16 protein-coding genes and 1 tRNA gene are annotated in these 16,335 nt (G+C 42.9%); 7 read left to right on the top strand and 10 right to left on the bottom strand.

All coding sequences use genetic code 11. From position 1 onward, the window contains the following. Positions 1-8 precede the first annotated feature (8 nt). Genes ACWIUE_RS08440 through ACWIUE_RS08415 form a run of 6 tightly spaced genes read right to left on the bottom strand, consistent with a single transcriptional unit; the run spans position 9 to position 9,468 of the window. The gene (locus ACWIUE_RS08440; protein WP_454136288.1) at positions 9-1,253 is read right to left on the bottom strand and encodes a murein hydrolase activator EnvC family protein; all 1,245 of its coding nucleotides are present in this window, start codon (positions 1,251-1,253) and stop codon (positions 9-11) included. A gap of 1 nt (position 1,254) precedes the next feature. Next, entirely contained in the window at positions 1,255-2,067 is an 813-nt protein-coding gene (locus ACWIUE_RS08435) for a cell division protein FtsX (protein WP_454136287.1), read from the bottom strand. Beyond that, entirely contained in the window at positions 2,054-2,722 is a 669-nt protein-coding gene (locus ACWIUE_RS08430) for a cell division ATP-binding protein FtsE (protein ID WP_454136286.1), read from the bottom strand. Before ACWIUE_RS08430 ends, ACWIUE_RS08435 begins: the two co-directional genes overlap by 14 nt. Next, complete coding sequence (gene trmB / locus ACWIUE_RS08425; RefSeq protein ID WP_454136285.1) at positions 2,715-6,428, bottom strand: tRNA (guanosine(46)-N7)-methyltransferase TrmB; 3,714 nt, start codon at positions 6,426-6,428, stop codon at positions 2,715-2,717. The genes ACWIUE_RS08430 and trmB overlap by 8 nt, the downstream gene beginning before the upstream one ends. Positions 6,429-6,437: 9 nt before the next feature. Beyond that, the gene (locus tag ACWIUE_RS08420; RefSeq protein ID WP_454136284.1) at positions 6,438-7,628 is read right to left on the bottom strand and encodes a fibronectin type III domain-containing protein; all 1,191 of its coding nucleotides are present in this window, start codon (positions 7,626-7,628) and stop codon (positions 6,438-6,440) included. Then, complete coding sequence (locus ACWIUE_RS08415) at positions 7,585-9,468, bottom strand: pseudouridine synthase (RefSeq protein WP_454136283.1); 1,884 nt, start codon at positions 9,466-9,468, stop codon at positions 7,585-7,587. The genes ACWIUE_RS08420 and ACWIUE_RS08415 overlap by 44 nt, the downstream gene beginning before the upstream one ends. A gap of 58 nt (positions 9,469-9,526) precedes the next feature. On the opposite strand from ACWIUE_RS08415, the gene ACWIUE_RS08410 reads away from it, so the two are divergent. The 3 genes from ACWIUE_RS08410 to ACWIUE_RS08400 all read left to right on the top strand — a co-directional run bounded on the left by ACWIUE_RS08410 (position 9,527) and on the right by ACWIUE_RS08400 (position 10,979). Further along, a complete protein-coding gene (locus ACWIUE_RS08410; RefSeq protein ID WP_454136282.1) occupies positions 9,527-10,624 on the top strand; it encodes an FtsW/RodA/SpoVE family cell cycle protein in 1,098 nt (365 codons plus the stop codon). Between the two features lie 42 nt (positions 10,625-10,666). After that, the gene (locus ACWIUE_RS08405) at positions 10,667-10,801 is read left to right on the top strand and encodes a hypothetical protein (protein ID WP_454136281.1); all 135 of its coding nucleotides are present in this window, start codon (positions 10,667-10,669) and stop codon (positions 10,799-10,801) included. A 101-nt stretch (positions 10,802-10,902) separates the two neighbouring features. Continuing rightward, positions 10,903-10,979, top strand: a tRNA-Ile gene (locus tag ACWIUE_RS08400). Positions 10,980-11,026: 47 nt separating this feature from the next. Here ACWIUE_RS08400 and ACWIUE_RS08395 read toward each other — a convergent pair. Continuing rightward, a complete protein-coding gene (locus ACWIUE_RS08395; protein WP_454136280.1) occupies positions 11,027-11,572 on the bottom strand; it encodes a GDYXXLXY domain-containing protein in 546 nt (181 codons plus the stop codon). Next, complete coding sequence (locus ACWIUE_RS08390) at positions 11,569-12,768, bottom strand: DUF2157 domain-containing protein (protein ID WP_454136279.1); 1,200 nt, start codon at positions 12,766-12,768, stop codon at positions 11,569-11,571. Before ACWIUE_RS08390 ends, ACWIUE_RS08395 begins: the two co-directional genes overlap by 4 nt. A 180-nt stretch (positions 12,769-12,948) precedes the next feature. Between ACWIUE_RS08390 and ACWIUE_RS08385 the strand changes: the two genes are divergently transcribed. The 3 genes from ACWIUE_RS08385 to trpA are packed head-to-tail and all read left to right on the top strand — an operon-like array spanning position 12,949 to position 15,115. After that, on the top strand, positions 12,949-13,089 hold the full coding sequence (locus ACWIUE_RS08385; protein WP_454136278.1) for a hypothetical protein: 141 nt from the start codon (positions 12,949-12,951) through the stop codon (positions 13,087-13,089). A 48-nt stretch (positions 13,090-13,137) separates the two neighbouring features. After that, positions 13,138-14,331 (top strand): tryptophan synthase subunit beta, encoded by a 1,194-nt coding sequence (trpB, locus tag ACWIUE_RS08380; RefSeq protein WP_454136277.1) that lies wholly within the window; start codon positions 13,138-13,140, stop codon positions 14,329-14,331. Then, positions 14,324-15,115, top strand: a complete 792-nt coding sequence (trpA, locus tag ACWIUE_RS08375; RefSeq protein ID WP_454136276.1) for a tryptophan synthase subunit alpha — start codon at positions 14,324-14,326, stop codon at positions 15,113-15,115. Before trpB ends, trpA begins: the two co-directional genes overlap by 8 nt. On the opposite strand, the gene ACWIUE_RS08370 is transcribed toward trpA, so the two are convergent. Further along, positions 15,075-15,266 (bottom strand): hypothetical protein, encoded by a 192-nt coding sequence (locus ACWIUE_RS08370; RefSeq protein WP_454136275.1) that lies wholly within the window; start codon positions 15,264-15,266, stop codon positions 15,075-15,077. The two genes, trpA and ACWIUE_RS08370, sit on opposite strands and share 41 nt — an antisense overlap. Positions 15,267-15,285: 19 nt before the next feature. On the opposite strand from ACWIUE_RS08370, the gene ACWIUE_RS08365 reads away from it, so the two are divergent. Beyond that, positions 15,286-15,855: an anthranilate synthase component II gene (locus tag ACWIUE_RS08365; RefSeq protein WP_454136274.1), complete on the top strand. Its 570-nt coding sequence runs from the start codon at positions 15,286-15,288 to the stop codon at positions 15,853-15,855. Here the strand turns inward: ACWIUE_RS08365 and ACWIUE_RS08360 are convergent. Further along, on the bottom strand, positions 15,852-16,335 hold a 484-nt coding region (locus ACWIUE_RS08360), incomplete at its 5' end, for a hypothetical protein (protein ID WP_454136273.1). The genes ACWIUE_RS08365 and ACWIUE_RS08360 overlap by 4 nt on opposite strands.

The raw sequence follows: 16,335 nt of genomic DNA, 5'->3' as shown, positions 1-16,335 counted from the left end.
CAAGTTTTTTATTTAACTTTTATTAGTTGAAGCGGGTCGATATGCTTGTCTTTTTGCGTGACTTCAAAGTGCAGTTTTTCGCTCACAAATGCGATTGTGTCGCCCTTTTTTATGCGCGTATTTACAGAAATATTGCGCGGGATTTCATCTAAATATGAATAAATCGTGTGAATGCCATTTCTATGCTCCACAATTACGACTTTTTTAAGCACCGGCGTGCTTTTGGCAAATACGACTTTGCCATCCATCACAGATTGCACGGCAGAGCGTGTATTCACGCCAAATGTGACAAATTCATTAAAAACACGCATTTTATAAACCGGGTCAAAATATGGTCCATATTTTGTCAAAATTTTGTAGTTTTTCAGTGGTGCAATCGTCTTTGCGCCGTTGTATTTTGCGGTGCTTACATTGCGATAGGAACTGCCGATTTGCCGCACTTCAAGCGGAGCGATGGGGAGGGCGGAGGATTTTTGCTTAGATTCTGCGTTTTTCGCAGAATCTGCCTTTTTTGCCAAAAGTGCCTTGCGCTTTTTTTCCTGCTCTTGCAACTCTTTCTTTTTTAAAATATTTAAATCCACCAAAATCTTTTGAATTCCCACGCGCTCTTTATCCAAACGCTTCAATTCATCATCATAATTCCCTAACTCGCTATTCATTTTTTTGATGAGATTTTTTTGCTCATTTATGGCGAGTTGCAGAATCTCGCGTTTTTTCAACTGCGAATTTATGACTTTTTTTGCGTTATAAATACGCATTTTCGCAGAATCTAAATCCACTTTTACCCTCTCTTGCTCTTTTAAAATAACCTCGATATCCGCCCTTGCACTCGCGCTTAAATGCTTCAAAACTTCCTCGCTAATGATTGCATCCTCGCTCAATGCTTCCTTTTGATTTAGCATCATAATGATGGCGACTTCCCGCAAAACTCTATCGATAAATTCTTGTTGCAGTGCATTTAGGCGGGAATTTAGCGCATTTTGTCGTTCATTAGTTTCTTTGAAAACCCTCTCTTGCGCCTCAAAACTCTTTTGATTTTCGCTGATATTTTTATTTAGCGCATTTATTTGTCGCTCTAACTCTTTGATTTTTGCATTTTTATCATTGATATTTGCCCCTAAACTTTTCAACTTCGCATTTATGGAATCTGCCTTGGAAGCGATATTTTCTAACTTTTTTTCATTTGTTTTGATATTTTTATTTGTATCGCCAAAAAGCGCGATGGCAAGGAAAAAGATTAGCAAAAGTCGCATTTTAGGGTTCTTTTTGAAATAAAATCACCACAAACACCGCAATCATCGAGATTGTATAAGCACTAAATGCCAAAATCGCAGAATCCACCGCAAGATTCTGCGCACTAAAAATATCAATGCCAAGCATCGCCATAATCGCGCTAATTTTGGCATTTTTAGACGCAAAAATAATCCCGGCAATCACCGCACTTGTCGCAAGAAGCGATGAAATCAGCGCGAGTTTGTAAAGCGGGGCATTTTTCATCTTTGCACTCGCGCCAAAATATGTCATTATCTCCATTCGCTCACTATGCTCAAATCGCCAAACCTCCACTTGCTTTATCATCAAAAGCAGACTTAAAAGCATAACTATCACGCTTAAAACAAACGCACTGCCCTTTAAAAGCACGAGCAGGCGGTAGGTTTGATTGTGCGTTTTGCTAAAAGATTCTACGCGATAAATGCCATTTATGTTTTTTAGCGCATTTTCAATTTGCGTGATTTTGCTTTGATTTGGGAAGGTTGATAGTTTCAGCGAGTAAAAAAATGGCAGTGAATTTTGGAGATTTTCCTTTGTTTTGTCTTTGAAATTTTTTGTGATATCTTCTAAAATGCTTTGCGATTCTAGCGCGAAAAGCGAGTGCGCTTCATTTATGCGCGATTTTATATCGCTTAATTTCAACTCTTTATTACTCACAATCACAATGGCATAGTTTTTCCCCACCAAATGCTCATAATAATTTAGCGCACGGGACGCCAAAATAATGCTTTCAATCCCAATTAAAAGCGCAATGAGCGGAATTAGAAGCGATAGATATTGCCTAAATATTCTCATAAACCGCTCCATTTTCAATATGCAATCGCCGAAATTTTTGCGCATTTATCTCATCAGGCATTCTATGCGTGACAACGACTATTGTGGCGTGAAGTTGCTCATTTGCGCCCTCTAAAAGTCGCCAAATAATATTGCTACTATAATCATCCAAATTTCCGGTTGGTTCATCAGCAAAAATAATCTTTGGCGTAGTCGCCATCGCCCGTGCTAACGCCACTCTTTGCTGTTCGCCTCCGCTTAATTCAAGGGGGTATTTTTTGATTTTATGCTCTAATTTCACGTGCGCTAATAAATGCTCCATTTGCTCGATGCGCTTTGCGCGCGTGGGCGGATGATTTGCAATCTCCATTGAAAGCATAATATTTTTTGCCACGCTCCATTCTTTGATGAGTTTGTAATCCTGAAAAATAATGCCGATTTTTCGGCGCAAACTCGCAATATCGCGCTTTTTTGCATTATGCAAATTAAATCCACACACACTTAAAGCACCGCTTCTAACAGGCAAATTCCCATACATTGAGCGCAAAAGCGTGCTTTTCCCGCTTCCACTAACGCCTGTGATAAATACAAAATCCTCTTTTTTAACCTCAAATGTGGCATTTTTGATGATTAAATCCTTACCATAACCCAAATGCAGATTTTTCGCACTAATCACCCAAATGCTCCATAAGTAGATTTATCGCCTCGATATTTGCGCGTGTCGGGATGATATCGCTTAGTGCCTCGATATGATTTTCGCTAATCAAAAAATACGCATTACTTGGCGCATAATACGCTCCAAACACCACAAAAAGCACCATTCCGCCACTTTGCCTATCGATTTTATATGCACTTTTTATATGCAAAAAATATTCCTCCGTGCGAAACTTTTTCCCCAAAAGCGCGTGGATTTTGTGGGGGTGCGTGATTGTGCTTTGATTCGCAGAATGTGCGATTTTCTGTGTTTTTCCTGTCATTGCGAGATTCTGCGTAGCAGAATCGTGGCAATCTATTGTTTTGTCATTCTGAGCGAATGAAATGAGCGAAGAATCTCTTTTGTTTTTTTGAGATACTTCGCTACGCTCAGTATGACAATTTGAAGTGTGATTCGCAGAATCTGCGCTGTTATCCGTCATTGCGAGATTTGACGAAGTCAAATCGTGGCAATCCATTGTTCTGTCATTCTGAGCGAACAAAGTGAGCGAAGAATCTCTATTTAGATTCTGCGTTTTTAGTGTAGATTCTGCGATTTTTGCTTGATTCGCAGAATCTACGCCGTTTTTTGGATTAAATTCGCTAGTTTTTTCTCGTAAAAAGGGCTGCACCCCCCGCCCCGCTCCCCCTACGCGCCAAAAAGCAGCCGCTTTTTCGCTTTTAGGGGGAGTGCCTCGCTTATCCGCTTCTAGCAAAAAATCGGCGGTTGCACTACTGCAACCTTGCTCCCGATTTTTTGCACCACGAAGCGGGCGAGTTTTGGGTGCTTCGCACAGATTATTATTAGATTCTGCATTCGCAGAATCTGCGCTGTTGTCCGTCATTGCAAGATTCTGCGTAGCAGAATCGTGGCAATCTATATTATTATTTTTTTGGATTGCTTCGGCACTTCGTGCCTCGCAATAACGAAGTGAAGTAGATTCTGCAATTTTCGTTTCATTCGCAGAATCTGCGTTTTGTTCCCCCTCCAAAATGCGCGTGGATTCGCACAAAAATTCCCCCTCCCTTGCGGAGGGGGTTAGGGGGTGGGTAATTTTCGCATTAGATTCTGCGATTAGATTCTGCGAAATTGCATTAAATTCTGCGATTTTCGTGCAAGATTCTGTGATTTTTGCACGATTCGCAGAATCTAGATTCTGTGTTTTTTCCGTCATTGCGAGATTTGCCAAAGGCAAATCGTGGCAATTCGCAGAATTTGCGAACGCAGTGAAGCAACCATCCACAATTAAATCTAATCCGTGCGAAGCACCCTTAATCTCGCCCGCTTCGTGGTGCAAAAAATCGGATTCAAAGGGTGCAGTAGTGCCACCCGCCGATTTTTTGCTAGAAGCGGATAAAGCGAGAGCCCTCCCCCTAAAAGCGAAAAGCGGCAGCTTTTGGCGCGTAGGGGGAGCGGGGCGGGGGGTGCAGCCCTTTTGCGAAAAAGAAAGGGATTTTAAAATAAAATTAGGCGACAAAATCGCAGAATCGCAGAATCTAAAATGAGATACTTCGCTTCGCTCAGTATGACAAATTGATTTGGATTGCCACGATTCTGCATTCGCAGAATCTCGCAATGACGAAATGCTGGCAGATTCTGAGAGATTTTCGCTATTTTTTTTATCAGATTCTGCATTTGCAGAATCTAACCACCCACCAACCCCCTCCGCAAGGGAGGGGGAATTTTTAGATTCTGCGTTTTTTGTATTTTTTGCACTAGATTCTACATTTAAAACAATTCTAGTATTGGTTGCTTCGCTTCGCTCGCAAATTCTGCGAATTGCGGTAGTGCTTTCGTAGTTTTTGGTGAATCGACACAAGGATAGCGGACTTTGCGTCCTGTGCGCTTTAAGGCGATTTGCCAAATCTGCGGAATGATTACCCAAAGACGAATTGCCATCGCTAAAAATTTTAAGTTTATAAATCACCTTCCCCTGCCTTCTCCACCTCGCCTCATACTTGCTAACTACCGCATTTCCCGCATTTTCCTGCGCCTCAAAGTGATAGTCTTTCGCCAAATCCTTTGCAAAGTCAAAATACTCCGCGCTATCGGTAAGCAACTCAAAAAATCCGCCATTTTTTAGCGCACCGAGCGCATTTTGCAAGAATTGCGCACTCAAAACGCGCCTTTGCGGATTTTTATCCCACGGCACGGGGAAATGTAGGAAAATTCTATCGAGCGATTTTCGCGGGATAATCTCGCAAAGCACGCGCGCATCGAGGTTTGCGACAAATAGATTTTGCAATCCCAAAAGTTGTATTTGGCGAAGCACTTGGGCGATTGCGGGGCGGTAGATTTCAAGTCCGATAATCGCGCTGTGCGGGTTTGTTCGCGCGAGATTTAGGATATTTCGCCCACTGCCAAATCCGATTTCAAGCATTGCACTTTTGCTCTGCTCTTTGCCTTGTGATAAAAGTGCGCAAATCTCCCGCCACGAGAGCAAAAACGCAGAATCTGCATTTTGTTCCCCCTCCCTTGCGGAGGGGGTTAGGGGGTGGGTAGATTCTGCGTTAAGATTCTGCAAAATTGTGTTAGATTCTGTGATTTTTGTTTGATTCGCAGAATCTGCGATATTTTCGCTATTTTCAGCATTTGATTCACTTATTTCTTTTCGCAAAAAGGGCTGCACCCCGCTCCCGCTCCCCCCGACTTCATTTAAATTGTGTTCCCAAAAAGCAGCCGCTTTTTCGCTTTTAGGGGGAGTGCCTCGCTTTTCCGCTTCTAGCAAAAAATCGGCGGTTGCACTACTGCAACCTTGCTCCCGATTTTTTGCACCACGAAGCGGGCGAGATTCGGGTGCTTCGCACAAATTATTTTTATCATTTTTGCTATCGCAAAAATTATGGATTGCCACGCTCGCTTCGCTCACTCGCAATGACAAATCCTTTGAATTGTTTGTATTTAAAACAATTCTAGTATTTTGCGGTGGAAGTTTTGTATTTTTAAAATTTTTTGGGTGTGAGACTAGACTAGCGGTCTGCGAACGCCCAAAAAATTTTAAAAGTGCGAAAGATGCACCCAAAGACGAATTGCTCCCCAAATTGTGGGTTAAAATTTTTGCGTTCGTTACCCTCGCATACTCCCACAGCACGCACTTTATCAACTCTTTTGATGGGACGCTAAAATGCTTATTAAACTTCACAAGAATTTTGCCAATTTTTTGCAGTTTTGTTAGCAAAATTTTTTGCGTGGCGAAGTTGTTTTGAAACGCAGAATCTGCGATATTTTCATTAGATTCTGCGATATTTTCGCCGTTTTTTTCATTAGATTCGTTTGTTTCTTTCGCAAAAAGGGCTGCACCCCCCTCCCCGCTCCCCCTACTCGCCAAAAAGCTCCGCTTTTTCGCTTTTAGGGGGAGGGCTCTCGCTTTCTCCGCTTCTAGCAAAAAATCGGCGGTTGCACTACTGCAACCTTGCTCCCGATTTTTTGCACCACGAAGCGGGCGAGATTTTGGTGCTTCGCACGGATTATTTTTTTTGGATTGCTTCGGCGAATCTTCCGATTCGCCTCGCAATGACAAAGCAGGGGCAGATTCTGCGATTTGCGTGTGAGTGGTAGAATCCACCACTTCCACCAAAATTATCACGCTTCCATCTTTTAGATTCTGCGCTTCAAAGATAAAATTAAAAATCCCCGATTTCACAGGCAAATTCGCAGAATCTAAATGCGTTGCGAAAAAATGCGGCATTTTCGCGCCCTACTTTATCGACAAAATGATTTTATTTGATGGCGCACTCTCCAAATTATCGCCATCCACCGCCACCACAAAATAGCTAAACTCCCCACTACTCGCGTCTCTATCATCAAAATTATTCTGCGTCGCCTTAAATCGCTCTTGCTTACCACTGCTAGAATCGATACGATAAACCACATAGTGCTTCGCTCCATCCACCGCATTCCACGCGATTTTCGCTACATTATTATCCACAAACCCCTGCGAGATTTGCGGTGCAGGTGGCGGTGATTTTGTTTTCCCTGCGACTGCGGGACTTTTCGTGCTTTTCAAATCATCATTATCTACGCTCTCAATCTTATAAAAATAACTCGCGCCATTTTCGCTGATATTATCCGTGTGTGAGGTGCTTTTCGTAGTGGCGATTCGTGAAAATCTCCCGCTTTCCTTGTTTGCACGATATATGTTATAGGATTTTGCCCCGCTTTGCGCTTCCCACGAAAGGGTGATTTTTTGCAAAAGATTCTGCGTGGCATTGAGATTTTGCGGTGGTGGCGGGGGAGATTTTGTTTTTGCGGTTATTATTTGACTTGGGCGAGATGGATTTTTCGCGTGATTTACGGCGATAATGCGGTATTTATAACTCGCCCCACTCTCTAAATTTTTATCAAAATACTCCGGCAACAAGCGATGATTTACAAGCGCAATAGTCTTAAACTTCCCCTCAACCTCGCGCTGGATGAGATAATAGGCAATCGATGGATTTGAATGAGGCGAAAAGATGAGTTTGATTTGCCGTGGATAGTCATTTGAAGCGAAAACGCGCTCCACAGCGTCAATATACGAAGTCTTAACCTCTACAATCTCGCTAGGCGCGGAAAAATGCGTCCTACTAATGCTCTTAAATTTATAGCGATAAAGCGTCTCTGGCGTTAGATTTTCATCCACGAAATGCGTGGTTTGCGGGTTTTCCAAATGTGCGATTTCGCTAAACTCGCCATTTTTTTCTTTATAAATCACAATTCCGCTAACCCTCTCATCGCTTATAATCTCCCACTCAAAGGCGATTGCGCCGACATCGCTTATGGTTTTTATGTTTTTTATCGTAGGCAGTGCAGAATCTTCGCCTTCAAGCGTGGCGATTATCCCCCCACACGCACTAAAAAAAACGCTACAAATCAAAGCACACAGGCAACTTGCGTAATATCTCATCAATCTTCTCCATATCAAAATTTTTTGCCAAAATCTCGCACATATCATCAAAAATATTTGCTTGAAAACGCATTTTACCATTTTTTGGATGCGTTAGATACAGCAAATATGAATGCAGCATAACTCGCGAGATTTTGCCCTTATATCCGTAGAGTTCATCGCCTAAAATGTGGCGGTTTAGGCACTCCAAATGTGCGCGGATTTGGTGCGTCCTGCCTGTGAAAAGTCGCGCCAAAATGAGTTCCTTTTTGCCATCAAGCGAAGTGGCGAGTTTGTAAAAATGCGATTTTGCGTAACGCGCGGATTTTTTGGGAAAATTCGCCTTTGGGTATTCATTTGCGTTGTTTTGATACGAAACTTCGCGCGAATGACTTTTATGCCCTGTTTTCGCGCATTTCGCGTGAAAACGAAGCGAAGCAACACCGCCATTACTTCGATTGTTTGATTGCGATTCTGCGATTTTTGTGCGATTCGCAGAATCTGCAATTTGTCCCCCCTCCCTTGCGGAGGGGGTTAGGGGGTGGGTATTTTGTGAATTAGATTCTGCGATATTTATGCGATTCGCAGAATCTAGCGTATTTTTTTCCGTCATTGCGAGATTTTGCGAAGCAAAATCGTGGCAATCCAAAACTTCCCCCTCCCTTGCGGAGGGGGTTAGGGGGTGGGTAGATTCTGCGAATGCAGAATCTGTAAAATCATCGTGCGAAGCACCCTTAATCTCGCCCGCTTCGTGGTGCAAAAAATCGGATTCAAACGAGCAGTAGTGCGAGTGCCGATTTTTTGCTAGAAGCGGAGAATGCGAGGCACTCCCCCTAAAAGCGAAAAGCGGCAGCTTTTGGCGCGTAGGGGGAGCGGGGCGGGGGGTGCAGCCCTTTTGCGAAAAAATAAGAGATTTTGAAATGAAATTAGGCGACAAAATCGCAGAATCGCAGAATCTCAAAAGAGATTTTTCGCTTCGCTCAGTATGACAAATTTGTTTGGATGGTTGCTTCGCTTCGCTCGCAAATTCTGCGAATTGCTTCGGCGAATCTTGCGATTCGCCTCGCAATGACGAAGTATTCGCAAAAATTCCCGTGCGAGTCGCAGAATCTAAATTCGCAGAATCTAATGGATTGCCACGATTTGCCTTTGGCAAATCTCGCAATGACGAATAGATTTGCCCCTCCGCAAGGGAGGGGGAATTTTTAGATTCTACGATTTTCGCACAAATCGCAGAATCTAGCGCAAAATCCAAACTTTTCGCGCCACAAGGCAAATTTGCGACTTTTGAAAACTTCAAGCGATTTTTTGGATTTCGCCCCAAATAGCACTCCACCTCCACGCTTTCCTTCAAAGGCAAATCGATGAGCGCCAAATAAAGCCTCCCCATCGACTTTTGCGCTAACTGCTCGCTTAAAAATGCGTGCGCGCTGTTATTTTTCGCCACAACCATCGCGCCACTTGTTTGCTTATCCAAGCGATGGACGATGCCCTCGCGCTTCTCTCCGCTCAAAGTTGAAAGCTGAATTTGCCGTGCTTGTAGCCACTCTACCAAGCTTTCCTCACGCAAACTTGGCGCGCCGTGTGTCGCCAAAAACGGCGGTTTATTTAGCACCAAAATATCATCATCCTCATAAATTCGCTCGATAAAAATGTCGCTTTTTGGGGCGAGAGTGGGAGAATTTTGCATAAAATTCGCAGATTCTGCGATTTGCAAAATCTCAATTTTATCGCTCTGCTCTACCAAAATCCCGCTTTTTTTGGCGATTTTGCCATTTATGGTGACTAGCTTTTTTGCAATCAGTTGCGCCACTTGCGAGCGAGAAACCCCCAAATTTTTACTTAAAAATATATCAAGTCGCATTTTTCTCCAAAAATTTTTATATAATTTTGCCATTTTATTTACAAAAAGGGCAAATTTTATGTTAAATCTCAACAAAAAGGCATTTTCGCATTTTGATTATATGATTTTACTCACAAGCGCGCCAATCGTGCTAATGTCAATCATTCTCATTTACGAAATCGAGCGCGTCTCCACCACAAAGCAGTTGCTTTATATCGCATTTACGCTGATTGTTAGCGCAATAATCTTTCTTTTGCCCTTGCGGAGGATGCTTTGGGTAATCCCTGCGTTTTATTGGGCGAGTATCGCGCTAGTTTTATCAGTGGAAATCATCGGCATCGACAAAGGCGGGGCAAAAAGGTGGTTAGAAATCCCATTTATCGGGATGAGTTTGCAACCAAGCGAAATGGTGAAAGTGGGACTTTTCTTAATGCTCGCATACAATATCCACAACAATCCCCCGCCAGAGGACGGATACGGACTAAGAGACTTTTTGAAGCACTCATTTTTTATTTTACTGCCTGTGATTTTGGTGAAAATTCAGCCGGATTTAGGCACTTCGATTTTGATTTTCATTTGCGGATATAGCATTCTTTTTTTGGTGGGAGTGCATAAAAAAATCCTGCTTGCGGGCATTTGCATTCTCATCCTATCCTCGCCGATAATCTATGTCACGCTAAAAGATTATCAACTGCAACGAATTGAATCGCTCATAAATCCCACCGCACAGAGTGCAAACACACATCAAGTCAATCAAAGCATAATCGCAATCGGCAGTGGCGGACTGCTTGGCAAGGATAGTGAGAATGCCACGCAATATCAACTGCGATTTTTGCCCGTGCCGGAGAGTGACTTTATCTTCGCGTATTTTTGCGAAAGATACGGATTTGTGGGCGGGATGGCACTGCTTTTTTGCTACTCACTGCTGATTTTGCAACTATTTTCATTAAGTCATCAATATCGAAAAGATAAAATTTTGCAGGTTTTGTGCGCGGGGGTGGGATTTTTGATATTTATTCACATTAGCGTAAATATGCTAATGGTGATGAAACTCGCCCCTGTGGTGGGGATTCCCCTGCCGTTTTTTAGCTATGGGGGGAGTAGTTTTTTGACATTTGGGATTTTATTTGCGATTTTGCAGAATCTAATCGCATTTAAGTATAATTTTAAGATTTAGCGATATAATTTTGCGTTTTTTTGGACTCTTTTAGATTTTTTATTGCGAGATTCTGCGGAATTTGTGGAGTTTGCGGAGTTGCGGAGTTTGAATTCTTGCGAAAATGCAGATTCTACGATTTTGCAGAGTTTAGATTCTGCGAAAATGTGGCAGATTCTGCGGATTTGTGGAGTTTAGATTCTGCGATTTTGCGGAATTTAGATTCTGCGATTTTGTGGAATTCTGTATTTTTGCAAATTTCGGCGAAGTTCGCAGAATCTAGCGCAAAATTTATTTTAGGACCTTTAGCTCAGTTGGTTAGAGCTATCGGCTCATAACCGATAGGTCGCAGGTTCAAGTCCTGCAAGGTCCACCAAAATCTTTTAAAAACTCACCTCAAATCCGCAAAATCTCGCGCAAAAATCATTTTATTTTGCCACTTATGATTTCCAAATCAACTATTCGCACTTTGCCATTGTAGATTTTTAGTGTGGCGATTGCGATAAAACTGCCACTTGATTGGCTTAGTTCATCGCTATTTCGTGGTATTTCGCGCAATTTGCGCTCGATTTCTAATGCTCTATCTTTGGGGGCGAAATATTTTTCCGCGCCGATTTTTAGCTCACTGCTATATTTGTAAGCTTGCTTTGTTTTGATGAAAAGCCCGTCTTTTGGCTTTTGTAGTGATTTTTTGCCAAACTCAAAAATGCCATCATTGTTGCTATCGCTAAGCGAGACATAGATTTCTTTGATACCTTTTCTTGGCATTGCGATAGATTCATCATTGCTTAATCGCAAACCATAATCTAATCGCACGAAATTTCCCGCCAAAATATCGCGCGGGTCATATCCAAACGCACGGACTTTGACTTCCACGCCCAAAAGCACGGGCAAATACGCATTCACAAACACACCGCCGATTAGCAAAAACTGCGCGACAAAGGCAAAAATCAAAAGTTTATTTTTCATTTTTGCACCGCCTTTTGCTTTTTTCGCGCGACAAAAAGCACCACCGCTCCAAAAATCGCAAAAATAATACTTGCCCCGATATAATCGCCAAGTAGGTTAATGTAGCGGATAATGATTAGCGCAAAAATTGTGAGAATCCCCAAAATTTTGTAATCATTTTTTATCAAATAAATGCCAAAAATTAGCGACAAAAATGAGTAAAAAACCTGCGCGAAAAATATATACGAAGCAAAATCCACAGAATCGGTAACAAATATGGTTACAATACGAAATGATTCAAGCCAAAATAGCGTCCCTAAAATGCCTAAAAAATATCGTTTAAAGGCGAAATTTAGCAATGTAGGGAGCAAAAACGCCACCATAATTAAAATCTGCCAAAAAGATACGAAGCGAAACGCCATATAATCTTGCGCACTTGCAAAAACATTGACGCGCCACAAAAGCGCACACACTAAAACAAAAAGCGCGTAAATTTTGTAATCCATCGCATTAAACGCCAAAAATACAAGACTAAAAGAAACGCAAAAGAGAATAAAAAGATTTAGTGGCAAATCAAAGCCAAAAAGCCCAAAATCTAGATAAAACAACAGCGTGAAAAAGTTAAAAAACGCCAATATTTTTGAGCCATTAAAGATTTGAAGTGCGAATCCAAAGATGATAAAAATCCCAAAAGAATGCGTTAAAATATCATCAGTAGCGTTGATTCCAAAGGCAATAGCCGCAAAAATATAGCTTTGATAAAAAATCGCACCGCTTTTTAGCGCGAAACTCATTAGCAAACTCACAAACGCCACGCCCAAAAACGCCATAGCCGAATCATCGCCCAAATGGTAGATTTGCGATAAAAGTGCCAGATTTGCTAGTAGCACAAAATTGCTAAAAATGCCTAGCGAAATGCTATAAATTTTGTTTTGCGCAAAATATAGCGCGATTTGCGTGGCTAAAAGTGCGCCTAAAAGCAACGCCGTGCGGATAAATGCGGGTATTTGCTCCCAATTATAGCCAATAAGTGTGAGTAATGATAGCGCAAAAAGCACGGCAGATAGCACAAAAAGAAGCGATGAAGTCGCCTTTTGTGGCGATTTTGCAAATCCATAATGTGCGAAAATTTTCTCTTTTTGCGATTCGCTTAAAAAGCCGTCATTTGTGAGGTTTTCTAACTCATCTTTTAAGAATTTTTGTTTGTATGAAATCATTTTTTGCCTTTAAAAATTGTGTGTAAAAAATGTGAAAATGAAATGGTATCTAAAATTTATCACAAACTTGCTATTTGTAAATTTTACACTACAATCCGCACTCAAAAAATGCGGAGTTTATAAATGGTAATTTTTGGCAATGATGAGTTTTTGTAGCCTGTGGATGGCGTTTTAGAGTGATTGGAGCCAGGAAATCCAAAAATCACAAAAAATAGCGTAGATTCTGCGACTCACACGGGCAAAAGGCAAAATTTTGCAGATTCTGCGAATTTCTCAAAAAAACACACAAATTCGCAGAATCTAAAAGCACATTTTCGATAAAATCGCATTGTAAAATCAACACAGATTCTGCGACAAAAAGGAACTTAAATGAACAAAGCATATTTTGGAGCGTTTGGTGGGCAGTTTATCCCTGAAACGCTGATGAATTGCGTTATAGAGTTAGAGAGGGCGTATAATTTTTATAAAAGCGATAAGGGCTTTAATGCCGAGCTAACCGAACTTTTTAATGGCTATGCGAATCGCCCATCTCCGCTCTATCACGCTAAAAAACTCAGCGCGGATTTGGGTGTGAAAATCTATCTCAAACGCGAGGATTTAAACCACACAGGCTCACACAAGATTAACAATGTGCTTGGACAAGCCCTACTCGCGCAAAAAATGGGCAAGACGCGCATAATCGCTGAGACAGGCGCGGGACAGCACGGCGTGGCTACGGCTACGGCAGCGGCACTTTTGGGGTTGGAATGCGAGATTTTTATGGGTGCGGAGGATTGTATCCGTCAAGCGTTAAATGTCTATCGTATGCGCCTTTTGGGCGCGAAAGTCAATCCTGTGAAAAGCGGGACTGCCACGCTTAAAGACGCCGTAAATGAAACGCTTAAAGAATGGACTACGCGAATCGATGATACGCACTATGTGCTAGGGAGCGTTATGGGACCACACCCGTTTCCCACGATTGTGCGCGACTTTCAATCGGTGATTTCACGCGAGAGTAAAGAGCAGATTTTAGCGTTACAATCGCGACTGCCAAGTATGGTGATTGCGTGTGTGGGCGGTGGAAGCAATGCGATAGGGAGCTTTTATCACTTTTTGGGGGACAAAGAAGTCGCGTTAGTGGGTGTGGAAGCCGCAGGGCGTGGCATTGAGACAAAGCAAACAGCAGCCACCATTAGCACGGGCAGAGCGGGAATCTTTCACGGAATGAAATCGCTCTTTTGCCAAGATGAGTTTGGACAAATCGCGCCTGTATATAGCATAAGCGCGGGGTTGGATTATCCGGGCGTGGGACCAGAGCACGCATTTTTACACAGCACCAATCGCGCCAAATACGAGGCGGTTACCGATGATGAAGCGGTGAGTGCGTTTGAGTATCTATCGCGCGTGGAGGGGATAATCCCCGCGATTGAATCTGCCCACGCGATTGCCTATCTGCGAAAAGTCGCACCAACTTTGCCAAAAGATTCGCTAGTGATAGTTACGCTTTCAGGGCGCGGAGATAAGGACTGCGCGGCGATTGCACGATACCAAAATGAAAACTTGGGGGAGGAAGTATATGAGTAATATTAGTGAGATTTTTGCGAGGCGCAAGGGCTTTGTGGCGTTTATCGCGTATGGTTATCCTAGCATTGAAGCGAGTGAAAAGCTCATCGAAGTTATGGCGCGAAATGGCGTGGATTTGATTGAAATTGGGATTCCATTCTCTGACCCCACAGCGGAGGGCGCAGTCATCGCAAATGCAAATGAAATCGCGCTAAAAAATGGCATAAACACAGATACAATCTTTGAATCTTTAAGGCGCGTGCGGGAGCGTGTGAGCGCGAATCTGTCCTTTATGACTTATGCAAATGTCGTGTTTTCTTATGGCAAAGAGCGATTTATCGCGCAAATGCGGGATTTGGGAATGTGTGCGCTGATTTTGCCTGATGTGCCTTTTGAGGAAAGGGGCGAGTTTGAGGGCGAATGCAGGGCAAATGGCGTGGATTTGATTTCTTTTATCGCGCCTACGAGCGTGGATTCTGCGGATAGGATGGCGCGAATCGTGCGCGAGGCAAGGGGCTTTATCTATTGTGTGAGTTCGCTTGGGGTTACAGGGATTCGCGCGAATGTGGGCGGAGGTGTGCGCGAAATGGTGGCGCAAATAAAGCAGATTCGTAGCGATATTCCTGTGGCGGTGGGATTTGGCATATCAAATGCGCAAAAAGCGCGTGAAATAGCGGAGTTTGCCGATGCGATAATCATCGGTAGCGCGATTGTGAAGCTATGCGAGAGTGAAAAAGATTGCGTGCAAAAAGTCGGCGCGTTTGTCAAAGAAGTGCGTGGCGCGCTAGATTCTGCGAAGTGCTAAATTTACGCAAAGATTCTGTAAAATCGCTAAAATTTACGCAAAGATTCTGCGAAATGCTAAAAAGATTCTGCGAAATGCAATAAAATCGCAGAATCTCCCCCAAAAATCCCGCAGATTCTGCGAATTTTACACGATATGCTATAATTTCCAAAAATTTAAAAGGGCGTAAAATGACTTTGCTAATCGATAATTACGACAGCTTCGCGTATAATCTCTATCAACTTTTGGGTGGGATTTTGCAACAAAAAATCCGTGTGGTGCGAAATGATGAGCTGAATTTAGGCGAGATTGAAGCACTAAATCCAAATCTTATCGTTCTATCGCCCGGTCCGGGAAAGCCGGAGAATGCGGGGATTTGCGTGGATGTGGTGCGAGAGTTTGCAGGGAAAATCCCCATTTTTGGCGTGTGCTTGGGGCATCAGGCAATCGCCCTTGCATTTGGGGCAAAAGTCAGCTACGCCAAAAGCATAATGCACGGCAAAACCTCGCAAGTTGCGGTGGATACAAACTCGCGACTTTTCGCAGGATTTGCGCCAAAAATCAGCGTGGCGCGGTATCACTCCCTTGCCATCGCAGAATCACTGCCACACGAGCTAAAAATCATCGCAAAAACTGCGGACGGCGAGATTATGGCAATCGAGCATAAAAAATTCGCCCTTTTTGGCGTGCAATTCCACCCTGAATCTATTCTAACACCGCAGGGCAAGGCGATGGTGGAAAATATTTTGAGAGCAATTTAGCGCATTTTAAAGATATAAGTTTCGCGTGGCAGTCTAAAAAAATTCGCATTTGTGGCATTTGCGCCAAAATATTTCGCGCTTACATATTTCATCAGCGAAATTAGCGTGATGTGTGGGATTGTGGGAAATCCGCTTTTAAAAATCAACTCGCCCTTTGGCGCAGAATCTACCCCAAATTTCGCAGAATCTACCGAAACCATCGCAGAATCTACCGAAATAATCGCAGAATCTACCGCGCTTTTATTGCTTAAAATTACCAAATCCCCCGCCTTTGGTGTGCCTTCATTGATGAGATATAAGATATTTGCGCTACTTGGCGCATTTGTGCGTAAATTTGCAGTCACATTATGCAAAATCTCTAAATGCGTTTGAAATCCAAATGCGTAAAACACCGCATCCGCGCCATAAATCCTAATATCGCTCCCTATCCCATCAAAATAAATATCCGCGCCTTGCGGATTATCCCGCAAATGCGAAGCG

The organism is Helicobacter sp. 23-1045, assembly GCF_053654655.1.
Note: the sequence above shows the minus strand (reverse complement) of the source record. Positions and strands in the feature narration are given on the sequence as shown.

Excerpts from the sequence above, each read along its gene's own strand:
- ACWIUE_RS08440 (WP_454136288.1), bottom strand. The coding sequence starts at position 1,253 with ATGCGACTTTTGCTAATCTTTTTCCTTGCCATCGCGCTTTTTGGCGAT.
- ACWIUE_RS08435 (WP_454136287.1), bottom strand. The coding sequence starts at position 2,067 with ATGAGAATATTTAGGCAATATCTATCGCTTCTAATTCCGCTCATTGCG.
- trmB (WP_454136285.1), bottom strand. The coding sequence starts at position 6,428 with ATGCCGCATTTTTTCGCAACGCATTTAGATTCTGCGAATTTGCCTGTG.
- ACWIUE_RS08415 (WP_454136283.1), bottom strand. The coding sequence starts at position 9,468 with ATGCGACTTGATATATTTTTAAGTAAAAATTTGGGGGTTTCTCGCTCG.
- ACWIUE_RS08410 (WP_454136282.1), top strand. The coding sequence starts at position 9,527 with ATGTTAAATCTCAACAAAAAGGCATTTTCGCATTTTGATTATATGATT.
- ACWIUE_RS08395 (WP_454136280.1), bottom strand. The coding sequence starts at position 11,572 with ATGAAAAATAAACTTTTGATTTTTGCCTTTGTCGCGCAGTTTTTGCTA.
- ACWIUE_RS08390 (WP_454136279.1), bottom strand. The coding sequence starts at position 12,768 with ATGATTTCATACAAACAAAAATTCTTAAAAGATGAGTTAGAAAACCTC.
- trpB (WP_454136277.1), top strand. The coding sequence starts at position 13,138 with ATGAACAAAGCATATTTTGGAGCGTTTGGTGGGCAGTTTATCCCTGAA.
- trpA (WP_454136276.1), top strand. The coding sequence starts at position 14,324 with ATGAGTAATATTAGTGAGATTTTTGCGAGGCGCAAGGGCTTTGTGGCG.
- ACWIUE_RS08365 (WP_454136274.1), top strand. The coding sequence starts at position 15,286 with ATGACTTTGCTAATCGATAATTACGACAGCTTCGCGTATAATCTCTAT.